We start from the raw sequence: 16,830 nt of genomic DNA on the forward strand, positions 1-16,830 counted from the left end.
GTATGGAGGAGGTATTAAACCTCCTCATCTACTATTGTTGGGATAAAGCTTTAACCCCATATACTTTTTCATTTTCATAGATAACGGATGCATGAAAACCATTCTTCTCAAGAGTGTCAATGAGATCTTGCGGAGCAATCCTCTCATGTGAAGGAGGTCCCATTTCAGGGTATTCCTCGGGTTTCCACTCTAGCAACACGATTTCAGCACCCGGCTTTGATATCCTTCTGAACTCTTCCAAAGATTTATCAATATGATTTACTTCATGGATGACGAATGCGACGAACACCAGTTCAACCAATCCGTCGCCCAATTGAATCTCTTCAAGATCACTTTCAACATATTCTATATTGGATACACCTTTTTCAGCCGCATATTCTTTCAACATGTTGAGCATCTCAGGTTCTATATCTACAGCATAGACCCGTTTGGTTGCTTTGGCAAAAGGAACCGCAAAATACCCGTTTCCTGCTCCAAGATCTGCAATAGAAGCTTCACGATTTAGTTGCAAGATTTCCATGATTTCTTGAATTGGCAGTATCTTTTTCCTTTCTTCACTGAACAATTTTGCTGCTTTTTCAGGCTTGAATCGTTTCTCTGACAAGTCTTCCCACTCCCTTTTGTTTGGAACCTATTCTACATTCATGCTATAATCCTTAGTAATCACATAGGAATTAAATTTTTTTTAATTGGAGGTGTCTATCTTATGAGCCTTCTCAAAGATACATGTCCCGTTTGTAAAAAGCCTTTATATAGTAAAGGACAGGGATTCTTTAACTTGAAGACGATCAAGCAATGCCCGGATCGACATTACGAAAAAGAATTTCACCCTGCCCTAGAAACGTATATTGAAACATATAAAGTCAGCTGAAGATATCCAGCCAAATCTTAATGGATGTTGCTACGATCAATAGTGCTAATATCCATTGCAAGATCTTCGTGTTCACTCTTTTACCGAAGTGAGCTCCTAATGGAGATGCAATCAAGCTGGCAATCACCATGATGATGGCTGGAACTAACAGCACCTGACCTGTCGAAATTTTCCCGACCGTGGCTCCGATTGATGATATGAACGTAATCGCAAGTGACGTCGCGATCGTCATACGCGTCGGGATTTTCAAAACGACGAGCATGATTGGTACTAGAATGAACGCACCTGCCGCTCCTACGATACCTGCTCCGACTCCGACAGCAAAAGCAAGTCCAGCTGCTAACCATTTGTTGAACGTGACACTGTTCATATCTTGATCGTCCAACCCTTTCTTAGGGATGAACATCATGATGGCTGCGATGGTCGCCAAAATTCCATAAACGATGTTGATGCCGCTCTCTGATAGGAATCTTGAACCGTAAGCTCCGATAAAGCTACCGAGCAATACACTCGAACCCATATAGATAATCAATGTTTTGTTCAGATATCCACCTTTTCGATATGCCCACACACCACCGATGGTTGCAAAGAAAACTTGAACGGCGCTGATGCCTGAAACTTCATGGGCTGTAAAGGCAGAGAATCCGAGTAATGCCGGGATATATAATAGCATTGGATATTTAATGATGGATCCACCGATTCCGACCATTCCAGAAACGAAGGAACCGACGAACCCGATCATGAAGATGGTTATGATAAATGCGATATCCATGGTCTACCTCTCCTTCTATAACCTTTTACATGAAAAGGGGCTGCTCCCACAGCCCCTTTAGTTGTTCGTTACGCTTTTTTGATCCAGAACTTGAACACGCCGTCTTCTTCTGCATCTTGAAGCAGTTCGTGTCCGCCAGACTTCACCCAAGCTGTAAGGTCACTTTTTGCACCTTTATCTGTTGCATGGATTTCTAGTACTTCACCAGAGTTGATTTCATCGATTGCTTTCTTCGTTTTTACGATTGGCATTGGACATGCTAGTCCTTTTGCATCTAATACTTTATCTGAATTCATATTTATGACCTCCTAATAGTTGTGGTTATTTTTATCCTTCTACCGCACAGCGGTTTGGTCCAATTTCCATTTCACGTTGCTCTTCATCTTCAGGGTTGATTTTACCCATATTCGTTTCACGGATTTCTTGATACGCATTCGGTTGTGGTGGAAGGTTTTCAGTCACAAGCTTACGGAACTCACCTTCATCCTCCACATTCAATCCACTGTTTTTCGCATATAGATCGCCGAGCTTCGCTTTGACAGATCCGTCTTCGTTCAATTCTTCCATCTTAGAGAAGTGTGCTGGAAGAACAACGAGTTCATCTGAAAGCTCTTTATACTTGCGATAGAGTGTATCTCTCAAGTCACCGACCCAGTCTTCAGCTTTACCAGCTAGGTCTGGACGACCGATTGATTTCACGAAAAGGATATCTCCTGTTAGTAGATATTGATCATCTACAATGAAAGAGGTACTTCCAATCGTGTGTCCTGGTGAATAGATCGGTTGTACTTGAATCTTCGTATTTCCTACCGTCAGATCATTTCCTTCTTCAAGTCGCTTATAGTCAAATGTGACTTCCGTTGCGTCTTTCGGTGGCAAGTAGTATTCTGCTCCGAAAATTTCTGCAAGCTTACGACCACCGGAAATATGATCAGCGTGAAGGTGCGTATCGGCGATATGCTTAACGTTCAAGCTTTTTTCATTTACGAATGCTTCATACGGCTCCGTCATACGGTTTGAATCGATGATCATCGCTTCTCCGTTGGATTCAACGAGGTATGAAAGGCAACCTTTACCGATACGGACGAATTGATAAATCGCTCCGCCATCTTTCAGATCACCGATTTTGACCGGTTCAAGGTGTTCACTCCATGTTTTCATCCCACCTTGGAGATAAGAAACATTTTCAACACCTGCTTCAACAAGTTGTTCACCTACGAACTTGGATGAACCTTCTTTCGCACAGACTACCAGTTTTTCAGTATCATCTGGGAGTTGATCAAGGATATGATCGACCCCTTCAATCAAATCAAAATACGGAATGTTAATCATTTCGACTGACTCACCTTCAATTTTCCAGTCTTGGTGAGCTTCTTCGTTACGAACATCCAGAATGAATAGTCTTTCATTATTGATGACTTTTTGTGCGACTTCTTTAGCCGTCATTTTTTTAAGTGCCATAATTTCTCTCTCCTCCTTTATTAAAAGGTGAGTGTGACATCAGCATTTTCAGCAAAGTCAAGGAATGTCACAGCTCCACCAACATCAATTCCATCTACAAAGTGTTCTTTCTCTAGTCCCATGACATCCATTGTCATTTGACAACCAATCAATTTAACATCCAGTTCTTGCGCCATTTCAACGAGCTCAGGAATGGAAGGCACATTAGAATTCTTGAAACCTTCTTCGTAATGCTCTTTCCCTTCTGGAATCGGCAGTTGCTTATGGCCTTCCTTATGAATCAAGTTCAATCCTTCAAATGTAAAGAAGATCGCCACTTCAGAGTCAGATGCTGCTGCTGCAGTTGCTACGTTGAATACTTTATAAGCGTCGAATAGACTACCGTTACTTGCAATGATTGCTACTTTTCTTGCCATTTGAAAAACCTCCTGATTTTTGTATTAGTCGTTTTCTGTCTCGCCATCCCATTTGGACATACCAGGGACGACGTTCAATACGTTCTTATAGCCTTTTTCAGATAATATTTGTGCAGCTCGGTCACTACGGTTTCCAGTTCGACAAACAACATGAATATTGTCTTCTTCATTCAATTCGCTCATGCGTTCTTCCAGCTCACCTAGAGGAATGGATTTCGCTCCAGGAATACGGCTGAAGGCATATTCTGCTGGTTCACGTACATCAAGTACGACGATGTCTTCATTTCCAAGCTTCGTTTTCAATTCATCGTTGTTAATGACATGAGGGTAGCTTGATTCTTCTTTCGTTTCTGCTTCACTTGCTTTGCGAAGGTAGTGTTTGAGTACATCTCCTTCTTCTTTCGTCCCGAGATACTGATGACCCGTTGACTTCGCCCATGCTTGAAGGTCTGCTGTTGATCCTTTGTCAGTCGCTTGGATTTCAAGTACCTGACCCGGGTCTACCTCTCCAATCGCTTTTTTCGTCTTTACAATCGGCATTGGGCATGCAAGCCCTTTTGCATCCAATACGTGGTCTGTTTTAATCATGTGTAATTGCCTCCTTCAGTTTGAGAGTTATTTTTTAGGTTGAGTCTGACCGTCCCATGCCAGCATACCGCCAGTCATGTTCAGGACATCGTAACCTTTTTCTTGTAAAAATTGAGCAGCTTTACCGCTACGGCCACCGGAACGGCAGACCATCACATGCTCTTCATCCTTCGGAATTTCATTGAAACGATCAGGAATCTCGTCTAGAGGAATGTGAGTGGCACCAGGGATCATTCCTTTTGCAACCTCTTCATCTTTACGAACATCAATGATACTTAGTCTTTCACTCTTCACTAATTTTTCTTCAACTTTCTTAGGTTCGATTGTTTTAACCATTCGTAAATCCTCCTTGATATGAAATCACAGTTGTACAATAGCCCCTGGGGTATTATTTTAAACATAAAAAATTAGATGAATAAGTTAACTTTACCTTCGTTCGCTTCCCCAAGGTATGCTGCAACACCTGCGTAGTCGATGTCATCCAACAGTTCTTCTTTTTGAAGACCGAGTAGATCCATCGTCATCGTACATGCGACAAGGTTCACCCCTTGCATTTGAGCCATTTCAACAAGCTCTGGAAGTGTTGAAACGTTGTGTTTTTTCATGACTTTCTTGATCATTTTTGGACCCATTCCAGCCATGTTCATCTTAGAAAGTCCAAGTTTGTTTGTACCACGTGGCATCATACGGCCGAACATCTTCTCGAGCATTCCTTTTTTCACTGGAACTTGCTCATCTTTACGGAGTGTATTCAATCCCCAGAATGTATGGAAGATCGTCACCTCGTGATCATAGGCTGCAGCACCGTTGGCAATGATGTATGCCGCAATTGCTTTGTCAAGATCTCCACTGAATAGGACGATCGTTGTTTTGTCTTTCTTTTGTTCTGTCATTTTATATGACCTCCTGTATTGTAATTGACTTTATATACTCATACCCCTATAGGTATTATAATACTTAAAAATAAAAAGGTGTTCTTGATACCCCTAAGGGTATAATATGACACATTAGATAATGTGTCAACACCTTTGTTTTTTATCGGCTTTTGACAAGTAGATTGACAGCTTCTTGGATGAGCTCCTCTGTGTTTTCGCCCTTATCCATTTGCTCACGCACACATTGCTCAAGGTTTGTTCCAACAACTAACCCAATCGTACGATCCAGCGCACTACGGATGGCTGACATTTGCGTAACGAGGTCCTTACAGTCTTTTTCTTCTTCCATCATTTTGAGGACACCACGAACTTGTCCTTCGATACGCTTTACGCGGTTTTTCATTTGATCTGTATATTCCATGAGGTGTGGACCTCCTTTCAAATACTTACTTTTAATACCCCTATGGGTATAATACAACATCTATACAATAAATGCAAACCCATCTGCTTTTACTTCATTTCTTGAATCCATCTTACCCGTTTGCTGCATGCGGTTCAAGTCTTCTGCTTATACCCCTGAGGGTGTAAGCAGTGCCAGGCACCTCAAAAGAAAGAGATGATATCAAGCTTTCTGAGAGGTACCTGGCACGGTAGGTCTTTAGTCTTTCAACCGGAGTAGGCGTAGGCCGTTCAGTGTGACGAGTAGTGTTGCCCCCATGTCGGCGAAAATGGCAATCCATAATGTCAGCCATCCTGGCACGACTAATAAGAGCGCTACAATCTTGATTCCGATTGAAAAACCGATATTCTGTTTGATGATGTTCAGCGTTTTACGGCTTAACTTGATTGCGTATGGTAATTTACGGAGATCGTCTCCCATCAAGGCGATGTCTGCCGTTTCAATGGCGGTGTCGGTTCCTGCACCGCCCATGGCGATTCCGACTGTTGAAGATGCCAATGCAGGAGCATCATTCACGCCATCTCCAATCATGGCGACACTGCCATACTTATCTCTATATTCTTTAATATAATTGAGTTTTTCTTCAGGTAAGAGCTCTGCCTTCACCGTTGTGATGTTCATCTGTTTAGCAATGCTTTGGGCCGTCCGTTCATGGTCACCTGTGAGCATGATTGTATTTTTGATACCCAATTGATGCAGGGCTTTGACCACTTCCGGACTTTCCTTCCGAATCGTGTCGGCGACAGCGAATACCCCTAGCAGTGCTTTTTCCGTTCCGATCGCAAGCACCGTTTTCCCTTCTGATCTAAGTCGATCAATGGCCAGGTCGGTGTCTTCGGTAAGAGAGAGGTTTAGGTCCTCGTTGAAGAGCGAAATGCTCCCTGCGTAATAAACCTCCCCAGCAATTGTTCCTTTGATACCCTTACCGGTAATGGAAGTAAAGGATTCTAAATCATCATTGTCGACATCCACTCCCGCTTGATCTGCTCTTTTTAAAATGGCAGATGCGAGAGGATGCTGAGAACGGCTTTCCAACAAGGCTGCGATCTTCAGTACCGTATCTTCGTCATACCCCTCAAGGTTGATGATGTCGGTCACTTCAGGTACACCATTCGTCAATGTACCGGTTTTATCAAACGCAATGGACTTCAGCTTGCCAGCTTCCTCGAGATAGACGCCTCCTTTGACCAATATCCCGTTACGAGCTGCATTTCCGACAGCTGTCACAATGGACACTGGCGTAGAAATGACGAGTGCACAAGGGCAACCGACTACGAGCACTGCAAGACCTTGATAGACCCACTCGCTCCAATTTGCTCCGAGTAATGGAGGAATGGTCGCCACTCCGATCGCGATTAAAATGATCGCAGGGGTATAATACTTCGCAAATTTATCGACGAAAGATTGGGAAGGCGCACGTTCTTCTTGTGCCTCTTCGACCAGATGAATGATTTTGGAGAGGGTCGTGTCTTCCACACGCTTCGTAACCTCAACCTCTAGAAACCCTTCTACATTCAGTGTACCCGCGAAAACCTCGTCTCCCTCGTCCATCTGGACAGGTACGGACTCTCCTGTAATCGCTGATTGATTGATGGAAGAGCTTCCTCTTGTCACAACTCCGTCCATCGCGAGTTTTTGACCAGGTAAGACAATCATCGTATCTCCGACTTGGACGTCATCTACTGGAATGGTGATTTCTTCTCCGTTTCGACGAATCGTCGCCTCTTTCGGTGCAATTTCCATCAATCCGCGAATCGATTGCCGGGCCTTATCCATCGAATAAGCTTCAAGGATCTCACTGATGGCGAATAGGATGACGACCATCGCACCTTCGCCCCATTCACCTATGATAGCGGCCCCGATGATCGCAATCGTCATCAGTGTTCTCATATCAAAATCAAGACGTATCAGGTTTTTTAACCCCGTTTGGAAAAGGCGATAGCCTCCGACAAGGATGGACCCTGCATACAGCCCGTTGGACAGTAGTGATCCTTCCCCATTTGCAAGACTTAGCGACCAACCGAGAACCAGAAGAATCGCAGAAATGACAACATTCAGATGTTTTTTCAAGAAGGGCTCTTTCGTCTCTTCTTCCTGCTCATGATCCGGTCGGACTCTCAGGTTTTCGAAAGCGCCTGCCTTTTCAATTTCTTTTATATCTGCTTGACCTGTAATCGTCAGCTTAGAAGCTGTAAAGTTTACTTTTGCATCAGAAACACCATCCAGGTGTTTCACGTTCGTTTCGAACTTTTTGGCACAGTTCGCTCAGGTGAAGCCTGATATTCTATATACTTTCTGCTCTTGGCTCAATTGTTCAGCTTGTTCCAATGTGTTTCCCCTCCTCTAGGTGAGAGAATGCCATTTGGATGATTTGTCGAACATGATCATCGTCTAATGAGTAGTATACGAGTTTTCCTTCTTTTCTATATTTCGCAAGTCCCATATTCCGAAGCAAACGTAAATGATGGGAAGCTGTCGCGACGGTACAATCCACTATATTGGAAACATCACATACGCACAATTCGTCCTCTAACGATAAGGCGTATGCAATTTTGATGCGTGTATCTTCAGATAATGCTTTGAAGATCTTCGCTACAGACATTGGATCTGTTTCAGCGATGTTCCCTTTGATCCGATTCACCTTGTCTTCATGCACACATGTGACTTTACAAACATCTTCCTTCGCCAATCCATTTCACCCCTTATCATTCAAACGTTCTTTTGAATATTAGTATAAGGATCGCCAAGCTTCCATGTCAAGTGCCAGGCACCAAAAATAAACCCTTGGTACAACAAGGTTTATAAACGGTACCTGGTACGGATGAAACAATAAGAAAACCCGGATCTGGCATTCAGATCCGGGTTAATCATTTCCATCTTTCAATTTTGCCATAGGTTTGAACAGTGCCATTATGAACGATGAGTCCCGCACGATCTTTGCACGCATACACCTGTCCGGTTAAACCGTCTTTTACTTCTTCCATATGGTCACTAACCTTACCGGAATGCGGCAAAAAATGAACATCCACTAATCCAAGTCCATTCAAGTCGTCTAATCCGATTTCATTCGGATCCAGAAACTGAGCAGCCTCGATAGTAGAGGTCATGATCATCGCTCCTGCACTTACCCCTATGAGTATACCCCCTCTTTCGACAAATGACTGCAAAAAAGGAATCATCCCTCGCTTCCTCAGGTTGTTTAAAAAGTAAAATGTATTCCCACCAGAGAGATAAATCGCATCACATGTTTTCAATTGCTCTAAATGGATATCCTCGAATTCTTTGTCGATATCAGCATAATAAAACTCATCAAACCCGAATTCCTCCAAGAATGGCTTCGTTTTATGGAAAAAGAACCTCGTTTCATCATATTGAGAAGGTATATACCCGAGCCTACTACGCTCCGATACGATCGATTGCATTTCATCCTTCAAAGCGTGATCCAATGTCTCATCAATACTGCTCAACAAAATCAAATTCCCCATTCTGCACAATCAACCTTTCTGTCCATCCACCACTTTCGCTTCAGTACTTTTGTTCAAGCTCGAATGCCGGAACATTTCCTGAAATGCCTTTTCCCCTTGAAGAAGTTTCGTTATGTAGACGAATCCGATAACCGTAAATATGGAGAATCCCCAGCTGATCACTTGTCTTGCGATCAGTCCTTTATCGAAAGCCTCGACGCCATATTCTTGAATCAGCCAGATTTTAAATGTCGCCTGAATCACGTCCCGCAACGCAAACGCCACCGTAATCAACGTAAAAATCATGAAGATTTTCTTCTTATTGAATAAAGGCTTAAGTTTCGACTTCTCGAATCCTTGCAATTCCATCAAATCAAGTCCGAAGTATAAGGCAATCGGCTTTTTCAAAACAGCCGTCCCGATAAATAGGAGCGCCATCGCATATCCATAGAAAACATTATTCCATAATAATTGCATTGCTGAGCCTGCCAATACATCCAAAAGGGTTCCTACCACCAGGTTCCCTAGCATGAACAAACCGAACACATTCAGTTTTCTGATCTCATAGAACCGGTAAATACTATAAAGGATACCAGGTACAGATGATACGAGCATCGCATAATAATCACCGATCAGATCTCGTCCCCCATGCCAGACGATCAACGGGAATACGACATAGAACACAATATCCAGTACCGCTACGTAACGCTTCATAACATGCTCCTTCTCTATCTTTTACTAACATAGATTCGGTCTTCATTTACAAATCCCTTTTATGAAAAATGACAAAAAGTGAAACTATTCCTAGAGTCGACCGTATGGTACGATAACGAAGGAATACATAAATTGACATTCACGTTACAAAAGGGGGACCATAATATGGTGCGACACGTGAAACGAAAAGGCACACTTTATCTGCCTTTACTATTACTCATCGTGATGATCGGATTATTGACCGTCCATCACGCTGGCAAAGAACGTGACCTTACATCAGAAGGTTCGAGCAGAAATATAGTCGTCACCGAAGGGGCGAAAGGGAAAGTCTTACGCGTCGATAAGACAGATTCCGGTTATGACGTTCATTATAATGAAGACGATCAACTGACGAATCTGCAGCTGAATGAGACGTTGGAAGTCACAAAAAAAGAAACACTTCCTGTTGAGTTGAGCTTATCTTCAAAGTTCTGGGCGAAAGAAAACAAAGCGATCTATATCGAAAAGAATGAACTGATCCATTTTGATGGTGATAATAGCGAGATTGTAGACACCGAAGTCCAAGGGTTAACGTCCGCAGAAAACGCCGTCTATTATTGGAAAAAGAACCGTATCTTCAAATTGGATACGAGTACCCTAATCACTTCTGAACTTGCACAAACAGATCTTCCTATTAGTGGGCTTTTTGCAAGTGATGATACTGATGGATTGTATGCTGCTGTCGTTAAAAGAGAGGACCTGTCGTTTGACGTTCATGTTTTTGAAACCAAGGAAGAAAAAGCGGACAAGTCGTATACCTTCAACCTTCCTTCATTATCGGGAGAATTGGTGGATACCGTCGACCTGTCTCAAAACGAGGAAGGTATCCATTTAATTTACACAACAAGACAAACCCATGCTGGTACCGTTACGATCAGAGGCTACTATAATCTATTTACCGCCTCCCAAGAAGAACCTTCATTTAAAGAAATTAAAGTCTACGATACATTTACGAACAGCCGCATGAGGGTCGTTGATGACTTCAACCTCATTCTGACGGATGACGGACCGGAAGTCACCTTATCTGCTAGAGGGATGATTACAGCAAAGATCCAAAGCTGGAATGTGTACAAGGCCAAACAAGTCAAACCAGAAAGATGGGTGGCGAACCACATCAGTGCGACGACATCCATTTCAAATAGTCACCAATATGTAAGTGAAGGTGAAATTTTCTGGCTCGACTATAAAGGGAAGAACGTGAAATTGATGGGGGTTTCCGATCAACCTGTACTCGTCCAAAAGGCACAGGAATACCAACCGAGTGATTTTGTCCAAGGATTTTTTACAGGGATTTCTTCGCTTCCGTATGGATTCATCCTGTTATTGGTATCTGTCATGTGGATTGCGCCTGCCGCGATTCTCTTGTTCTGCATCTCGTTCTGGAATGAAGATGCTATTGAGCAGAAACGAAGCTGGGTGCGCTACAGCGCAATCGGATTGTTCGCCATTTGCCAGTATTACTTGATGCAGCAATTCTTCACACCGATGTTCGATAGATTTTCACCCGAATATCTATCGTTTCCTTCCTACTCCATCTTCTTGCCGATCTTGATTGTGTTGTTGAGTGCTCTATTTACACAATTTGTACGTCAGAGACAATGGAGCCTGTATCAAGAATTCGGTTACTTTACGATGTTCAATACGCTGATCGTCATCTTCCTCGTTTCACCTTATATCGTTTAAAAAAAGAGGTTGCCCCAAATTGGGCAACCTCTTTTCATCATGTAATCTGTCGTTACATCCTGCTACGTTACAGGTGCTTCCTTTTTAAGCAGCCTCGTCTCTGCTAATTCAATCTGCTTACGGACTTGCTGCTGCGAGGTTCCACCCTCACTATTCCTTGCGGCTACGACATTTTCCGGTTTCAGAACATCGTACACATCCTCATCGATCAGCTCGCTGAAAGATTGATACTCATCCATTGATATGTCGCACAAATATACCTTCTGTTGGATGGCACGGAGCACGATCCTTCCGACTACGGAGTGCGCTTCTCTGAACGGCATCCCTTTTGTCACGAGGTAATCTGCCAGATCAGTGGCGTTTGAATAGTCCTCTGCTACCGCCTTTCGCATCGCCTTCACATTCACGTTCATCGTATCGATCATCGGAGCAAGAAGCTTCAGCGTCCCTTCGACTGTTTTTACCGTGTCGAACATCCCTTCCTTATCCTCCTGCATATCTTTGTTATACGCTAGCGGCAATCCTTTCAAAACCGTCAGCAATCCCATCAAATTTCCATACGTACGACCTGTCTTTGCTCGCAACAGCTCTGGAACATCGGGATTCTTCTTCTGCGGCATGATACTCGAACCGGTGCAGAAGGAATCATCTAGTTCGATGAATCCGAATTCCTGACTCGACCAGATTACCATTTCTTCGGATAAGCGAGAGATGTGCGTCATTATAATGGACGCAATGGAAAGGAACTCCAGTATGAAATCCCGATCACTCACAGCATCCATACTGTTCGGATAGACCGATTCGAATCCGAGCAATTGCGCTACACGCTCTCGATTGATGGCGAAGGTCGTTCCTGCCAATGCACCTGCTCCTAGGGGTAACACATCGATCCGTTTCAAGCTATCAATCAATCGCTCTTTATCTCGTTCTAGCATCCAGAAGTAAGCCATCAAATGATGGGCAAAGGAAATCGGTTGGGCTCTTTGCAGGTGGGTATACCCCGGTATGACGGTTTCGACATTCGACTTCGATTGACGTAGGATAGCCAGCTGCACCTCATCAACAAGACCGATGATTTCAATCGTTTTTCTTTTTAAAAACAAATGCATATCCGTCGCCACCTGATCGTTCCGGCTTCGACCTGTATGAAGCTTTCCACCGACATTTCCGATTTCATCTATCAAGTGCTTCTCGATGTTCATGTGAATGTCCTCGTGCTCAACGGCGTACTCCAATTCACCCCGTTCTATTTTCCCCTTCAAGGCAAGCAGGCCATTTCTGATCAAGTTCGCATCTTCCTCTGAAATGATCTGGCACTCACCAAGCATTTGGACGTGGGCCAGACTTCCCTCAATATCTTCAAGAGCGAGCTGCTGATCGAATTCAATCGACGCTGTGAAGGATTCTACCCATTCATTCGTTTCTTTCGTAAAACGTCCGCCCCATAACTTAGACATACGATTTCCCCGCTTTGCCAACGATCGACTGATTGTTATGAGCAACTTCTGCATGGACTTTCGTAGATAATCCCCAAAGCTTGATGAAGCCGACCGCTGCATGGTGGTCGAACAGATCGCCTTTGGAGTAGGTAGCCAGTTGTTCATTGTATAAACTATGGGCGGATTGACGACCCACGACGGTTGCGTTTCCTTTATGGAGCTTGATGCGGATCGTGCCGGTCACTGATTTCTGCGTCTCGTTCACAAACGCTTCTAATGATTGACGCAACGGCGAATACCATAATCCTTCGTAAATGAGCTTCGCAAACTGTTGTTCCACTTGCTGTTTGAACTGCGTCACTTCACGAGTGAGGGTCAGGAATTCGAGCTCTTTATGCGCTTGTATCAGTAGTAAGGCTCCTGGATTTTCATATACTTCACGGGACTTGATGCCGACCAGTCGATTCTCGATATGATCGATACGACCAAATCCATGCTTTCCACCGATCTCATTCAGTTTCTCGATCAAGTCGACAAGTGGATAATTCTGTCCGTTTATTGAAACCGGTGCACCTTCTACAAAACTGACTTCCACGTATTCAGGTACATCCGGCGTCTGTTCAATTGGATTCGTCCACTCAAACGCGTTCTCGGGAGCTTCCATCCAAGGGTCTTCCAATACCCCAGCCTCACATGCGCGCCCCCAGATATTCGCGTCTATGGAAAACGGATTGTCGAGATCCACTGGAATCGGAATCCCCTTTTCCGTTGCATATGCGATTTCTTCATCACGTGTCATCCCCCATTCACGTACAGGCGCAATGACTTGGAGATCCGGATTCAACGCTTGGATCGATACTTCGAAACGCACCTGATCATTCCCCTTGCCAGTACAACCATGGGCAACCGCGACTGCCCCTTCTTGTTCAGCCACTTCAACCAACATCTTCGAGATGAGTGGGCGGGAAAGTGCAGAAGATAATGGATATTTGCCTTCATATAAGCAATTCGCTTTTAAAGCTGGCATTAAGTATTCCTCTGCAAGTAATGCTTTTGCATCAATGGCGATCGATTTTACTGCTCCTACATCAAGTGCTTTCTGTTTCACTTTTTCAAGATCTTTCCCTTCACCGACATCCAATCCTAACGCGATCACATCATAACCGTATTTTTCTTGAATCCATTTGATTGATACAGAGGTATCCAATCCTCCAGAATAGGCTAAAACCACTTTCCCTTTGCTCATCCAGCTCCACTCCTTTGTTGTATTTTTATTTATTTGTTTGTATGTTTATTCAATTAAGTTACTGGATGACCCCGAGAATGTCAATACTTTTTTCGGTCAAAAAACACGTAATTACGACTTTGATATGATATATTGAACCTATGTTACAGGAAAGAAGTGGAATGAATGACGATTTATACTACATTCATCAAACAATTGGTCAAAAACTATTTGATCGGCTCTTTCATTGCTGTTGGAGGCATTGGAAGTATGTTCATCTTCCAAACATTGACCTTATCCCCACGAGAAACGTTCTATATGCTGCTTATTCTTGGTACTTCACTCATGATCATGATCGGGTGCGAACTTTTCACCCTTCGTAAACACTTGATGCCGATTCGCTATGTACTGACAGATCCGCATCCTACGAAAGAACGAATCATCGAGAGCTATAAACAAACGGAGCGGTTTCCGATACTCGCTTTCAAACGGACGATTGGACCTCACTTGTTCGGATTGTCCATTCCCGCATCGACACTGGCCTATCTCTTTATCCAGCTAGATCTATTGGGTATTCCTTCCATCTACATTTTATATGCCATTATAGGAGCCGTGCTGGTCGCAAGTTTTCACGGCATGATAGAATACTACCTGACTTCTAAAAGCATTCAGCCGGTACTGGAGCATTTTCGCGCCGAGTCAATCAAGCGGTTCGATCATGATCCGTCTGCTACCTCAGATGTCCTCATGTCGATCCGAAAGAAGTTTTTATTTGCGACGATCTTTTTGAGCGTATTTCCGCTCTTATTGTTCAGTCTCGCGTCACAGGTCCGATTAGGTGAACTAGAGTCCATCCAGTTGGTTGAATATTGGAGCTGGGCATTATTGATCCTCGTCATATCCGTCGCCTTTTCTCTTACTGGATCTTATTTATTTTATCGGGATATCGGAAACCCGATCGATCAACTGACGGATTCCATGAAGCAGATTGAAAAGGGGCGATTTGTGCAGTCCTCCAATACGTATACGGACGAATTCTCCAATCTGGTGAACGGTTTCAACCAGATGGTCGATGGGCTGGAAAAACGTGATCGAATGAATCAACAGCTGATTGAAAGCTTCTATTCTGTCATGTCTATGACTCTAGATGCGCGGGACCCGTATACAGCGGGCCATTCCAAGCGTGTCTCCGATTTCTCAGTCCAGATTGGGAAACTAGCAGGTCTATCCGACCATAAGCTTACTGATTTGAAAAATGCATCTCTACTGCATGACATTGGCAAAATCGGCGTCCCAGACTTCGTACTGTTGAAGGATGGTAAATTGACAGATGAAGAGTTTGATTGGATCAAAAAGCATCCGACCATCGGTGCGAACATTTTAAAGCAGGTGCAGCCTTATAGCGCGATGGAACCACTCATCCCTGGTGTGTGTTATCACCATGAGCGGTATGACGGTAGAGGATATCCGGAAGGTTTGGAAGGTAAAGAGATCCCTGAATTCGGACGGATCATTGCCGTCGCTGATGCGTTCGATGCTATGACTTCCGATCGTCCATACAGAAAAGGGATGCCGGTTGAAAAAGCTTTACAGATTATTAAAGAAGGTGCCGGAACCCAATGGGATCCGCAATATGCCAACCTCTTCGTAACACATATGGAACAATCTGTCCTTGAAAAAATCCCGGTATCATCTTTCTAACAGCGCTCCTTACAGGAGTGCTGTTTTTTCTTATAAGGGGTTTACGAGTCCCAACATTTGTATTACCATTAGGGACCAATTGGGTATGACAATCACCCAAGTTGTAAAGTCTACCATATGGTGACAGAAATAAAATCTCAGTTCGAAGGATATAAGCAGAGGCAACACAACCCTTCCTCTACTGAAGACAATTACACATCGAAAGGAGAATTTTCCTTGAGAAAAATCATGTATGGGCTAATCGCAGCTGTTTTTGCAATTGCATTGACTGCATGCGGTGGTAATGAAGAAAGCAAAGAAGGAAAAGATTCAAATAAACAAAACGCTGGTGAAAAAACAGAGCAAACCGAAGATCAGGCAAAACAGATGGAAGAAATGAAAAAGAAGCTAGAAAAGCAGAAGGTTGAAGGAGATCAAGTCGTTGTAACTGTCAACGATGCAGAAATCAAAGGTACTGAATACAACCGCTTCTTAGAGCAGTATCAAATGCAGTATCAGCAAATGGGACAAGACCCTACATCCAAAGAAACAGCTAAAAAGATGAAGGATCAGATCATCAACAGTATGGTCGATTATGAAATCGTCCTGCAAGAAGCTGAGAAAAAAGGCTATGAAGCTTCCGAAGACAAAATCGATAAGCAATTCGAAGACTTCAAAGGTCAATTTGAAAATGACAAGAAGTATCAAGAAGCACTCAAGCAATACGACTTGACCGAAAAAGAATTGAAGCAAGAAATCGGAGAAAGTATCCAATATACAACTTACGTTGAAAAAGAAATCAATGTAGATGAAGTTTCTGAGAAGGAAGTCAAAGATTATTACAACAAGATGAAAGAAGCACAAGGTGACAAAGCGCCGAAGTATGAAGAAGTGAAAGATCATATCAAGACACAATTAGAGAATCAGAAAAAGAATAAAAAAGTCACTGAAAAAGTGAAAGAGTTGAAGAAAGACGCTGACATCACCGTCAAGATTTAATTCAAAAAAGTAATAAAAAAGAAGCAGCTGCATGGCTGCTTCTTTTTTAGTGGCTGTTTTCGCAAACTTTGTTGCTCTTGAAAGTTGTTGATTTCCGCTTCAGGATGCTCGCTTTCCGCGGGGCGTGCGGTGAGCCCAATCGTC

The 16,830-nt window shown here is 43.4% G+C and carries 19 protein-coding genes; 4 read left to right on the forward strand and 15 right to left on the reverse strand.

Translation table 11 applies throughout. The features are described 5' to 3' along the window. Positions 1-31: 31 nt before the first annotated feature. Positions 32-604: a class I SAM-dependent methyltransferase gene (locus tag ACXQIQ_RS11825; protein ID WP_439302307.1), complete on the reverse strand. Its 573-nt coding sequence runs from the start codon at positions 602-604 to the stop codon at positions 32-34. A gap of 102 nt (positions 605-706) precedes the next feature. On the opposite strand from ACXQIQ_RS11825, the gene ACXQIQ_RS11830 reads away from it, so the two are divergent. Further along, positions 707-871: a hypothetical protein gene (locus ACXQIQ_RS11830; RefSeq protein WP_439302306.1), complete on the forward strand. Its 165-nt coding sequence runs from the start codon at positions 707-709 to the stop codon at positions 869-871. On the opposite strand, the gene ACXQIQ_RS11835 is transcribed toward ACXQIQ_RS11830, so the two are convergent. The 12 genes from ACXQIQ_RS11835 to ACXQIQ_RS11890 all read right to left on the reverse strand — a co-directional run bounded on the left by ACXQIQ_RS11835 (position 864) and on the right by ACXQIQ_RS11890 (position 9,621). Continuing rightward, the gene (locus tag ACXQIQ_RS11835) at positions 864-1,643 is read right to left on the reverse strand and encodes a sulfite exporter TauE/SafE family protein (protein WP_439302305.1); all 780 of its coding nucleotides are present in this window, start codon (positions 1,641-1,643) and stop codon (positions 864-866) included. The two genes, ACXQIQ_RS11830 and ACXQIQ_RS11835, sit on opposite strands and share 8 nt — an antisense overlap. A gap of 68 nt (positions 1,644-1,711) precedes the next feature. Then, complete coding sequence (locus ACXQIQ_RS11840) at positions 1,712-1,939, reverse strand: sulfurtransferase TusA family protein (protein WP_439302304.1); 228 nt, start codon at positions 1,937-1,939, stop codon at positions 1,712-1,714. A gap of 31 nt (positions 1,940-1,970) precedes the next feature. Continuing rightward, the gene (locus ACXQIQ_RS11845) at positions 1,971-3,104 is read right to left on the reverse strand and encodes an MBL fold metallo-hydrolase (protein ID WP_439302303.1); all 1,134 of its coding nucleotides are present in this window, start codon (positions 3,102-3,104) and stop codon (positions 1,971-1,973) included. Between the two features lie 20 nt (positions 3,105-3,124). Continuing rightward, a complete protein-coding gene (locus ACXQIQ_RS11850; RefSeq protein ID WP_439302302.1) occupies positions 3,125-3,520 on the reverse strand; it encodes a DsrE/DsrF/DrsH-like family protein in 396 nt (131 codons plus the stop codon). 24 nt (positions 3,521-3,544) lie between these two features. Then, the gene (locus ACXQIQ_RS11855; RefSeq protein ID WP_439302301.1) at positions 3,545-4,108 is read right to left on the reverse strand and encodes a sulfurtransferase TusA family protein; all 564 of its coding nucleotides are present in this window, start codon (positions 4,106-4,108) and stop codon (positions 3,545-3,547) included. A 27-nt stretch (positions 4,109-4,135) separates the two neighbouring features. Further along, a complete protein-coding gene (locus ACXQIQ_RS11860; protein WP_439302300.1) occupies positions 4,136-4,444 on the reverse strand; it encodes a rhodanese-like domain-containing protein in 309 nt (102 codons plus the stop codon). A 71-nt stretch (positions 4,445-4,515) separates the two neighbouring features. Next, entirely contained in the window at positions 4,516-5,001 is a 486-nt protein-coding gene (locus ACXQIQ_RS11865; protein WP_349409187.1) for a DsrE/DsrF/DrsH-like family protein, read from the reverse strand. A gap of 142 nt (positions 5,002-5,143) precedes the next feature. Beyond that, entirely contained in the window at positions 5,144-5,404 is a 261-nt protein-coding gene (locus ACXQIQ_RS11870; protein WP_226552281.1) for a metal-sensitive transcriptional regulator, read from the reverse strand. Between the two features lie 237 nt (positions 5,405-5,641). After that, the gene (locus ACXQIQ_RS11875; protein ID WP_439302299.1) at positions 5,642-7,771 is read right to left on the reverse strand and encodes a heavy metal translocating P-type ATPase; all 2,130 of its coding nucleotides are present in this window, start codon (positions 7,769-7,771) and stop codon (positions 5,642-5,644) included. Beyond that, on the reverse strand, positions 7,758-8,132 hold the full coding sequence (locus tag ACXQIQ_RS11880; RefSeq protein WP_439302298.1) for an ArsR/SmtB family transcription factor: 375 nt from the start codon (positions 8,130-8,132) through the stop codon (positions 7,758-7,760). Before ACXQIQ_RS11880 ends, ACXQIQ_RS11875 begins: the two co-directional genes overlap by 14 nt. Before the next feature lie 178 nt (positions 8,133-8,310). Beyond that, a complete protein-coding gene (locus ACXQIQ_RS11885) occupies positions 8,311-8,928 on the reverse strand; it encodes a Type 1 glutamine amidotransferase-like domain-containing protein (RefSeq protein ID WP_439302297.1) in 618 nt (205 codons plus the stop codon). Positions 8,929-8,937: 9 nt separating this feature from the next. Continuing rightward, complete coding sequence (locus tag ACXQIQ_RS11890) at positions 8,938-9,621, reverse strand: VC0807 family protein (protein ID WP_439302296.1); 684 nt, start codon at positions 9,619-9,621, stop codon at positions 8,938-8,940. 165 nt (positions 9,622-9,786) lie between these two features. Between ACXQIQ_RS11890 and ACXQIQ_RS11895 the strand changes: the two genes are divergently transcribed. After that, positions 9,787-11,343: a hypothetical protein gene (locus ACXQIQ_RS11895; RefSeq protein ID WP_439302295.1), complete on the forward strand. Its 1,557-nt coding sequence runs from the start codon at positions 9,787-9,789 to the stop codon at positions 11,341-11,343. 62 nt (positions 11,344-11,405) lie between these two features. On the opposite strand, the gene argH is transcribed toward ACXQIQ_RS11895, so the two are convergent. Both argH and ACXQIQ_RS11905 read right to left on the reverse strand, forming a co-directional pair. Continuing rightward, positions 11,406-12,800 (reverse strand): argininosuccinate lyase, encoded by a 1,395-nt coding sequence (gene argH / locus ACXQIQ_RS11900; protein ID WP_439302294.1) that lies wholly within the window; start codon positions 12,798-12,800, stop codon positions 11,406-11,408. After that, the gene (locus ACXQIQ_RS11905; protein WP_439302293.1) at positions 12,793-14,028 is read right to left on the reverse strand and encodes an argininosuccinate synthase; all 1,236 of its coding nucleotides are present in this window, start codon (positions 14,026-14,028) and stop codon (positions 12,793-12,795) included. Before ACXQIQ_RS11905 ends, argH begins: the two co-directional genes overlap by 8 nt. A gap of 165 nt (positions 14,029-14,193) precedes the next feature. On the opposite strand from ACXQIQ_RS11905, the gene ACXQIQ_RS11910 reads away from it, so the two are divergent. Beyond that, on the forward strand, positions 14,194-15,708 hold the full coding sequence (locus tag ACXQIQ_RS11910; RefSeq protein ID WP_439302292.1) for an HD domain-containing phosphohydrolase: 1,515 nt from the start codon (positions 14,194-14,196) through the stop codon (positions 15,706-15,708). A gap of 216 nt (positions 15,709-15,924) precedes the next feature. After that, positions 15,925-16,686: a SurA N-terminal domain-containing protein gene (locus tag ACXQIQ_RS11915; protein WP_439302291.1), complete on the forward strand. Its 762-nt coding sequence runs from the start codon at positions 15,925-15,927 to the stop codon at positions 16,684-16,686. The last annotated feature ends 144 nt before the right edge of the window (positions 16,687-16,830 follow it).

Source organism: Pseudalkalibacillus sp. Hm43, from assembly GCF_054170705.1.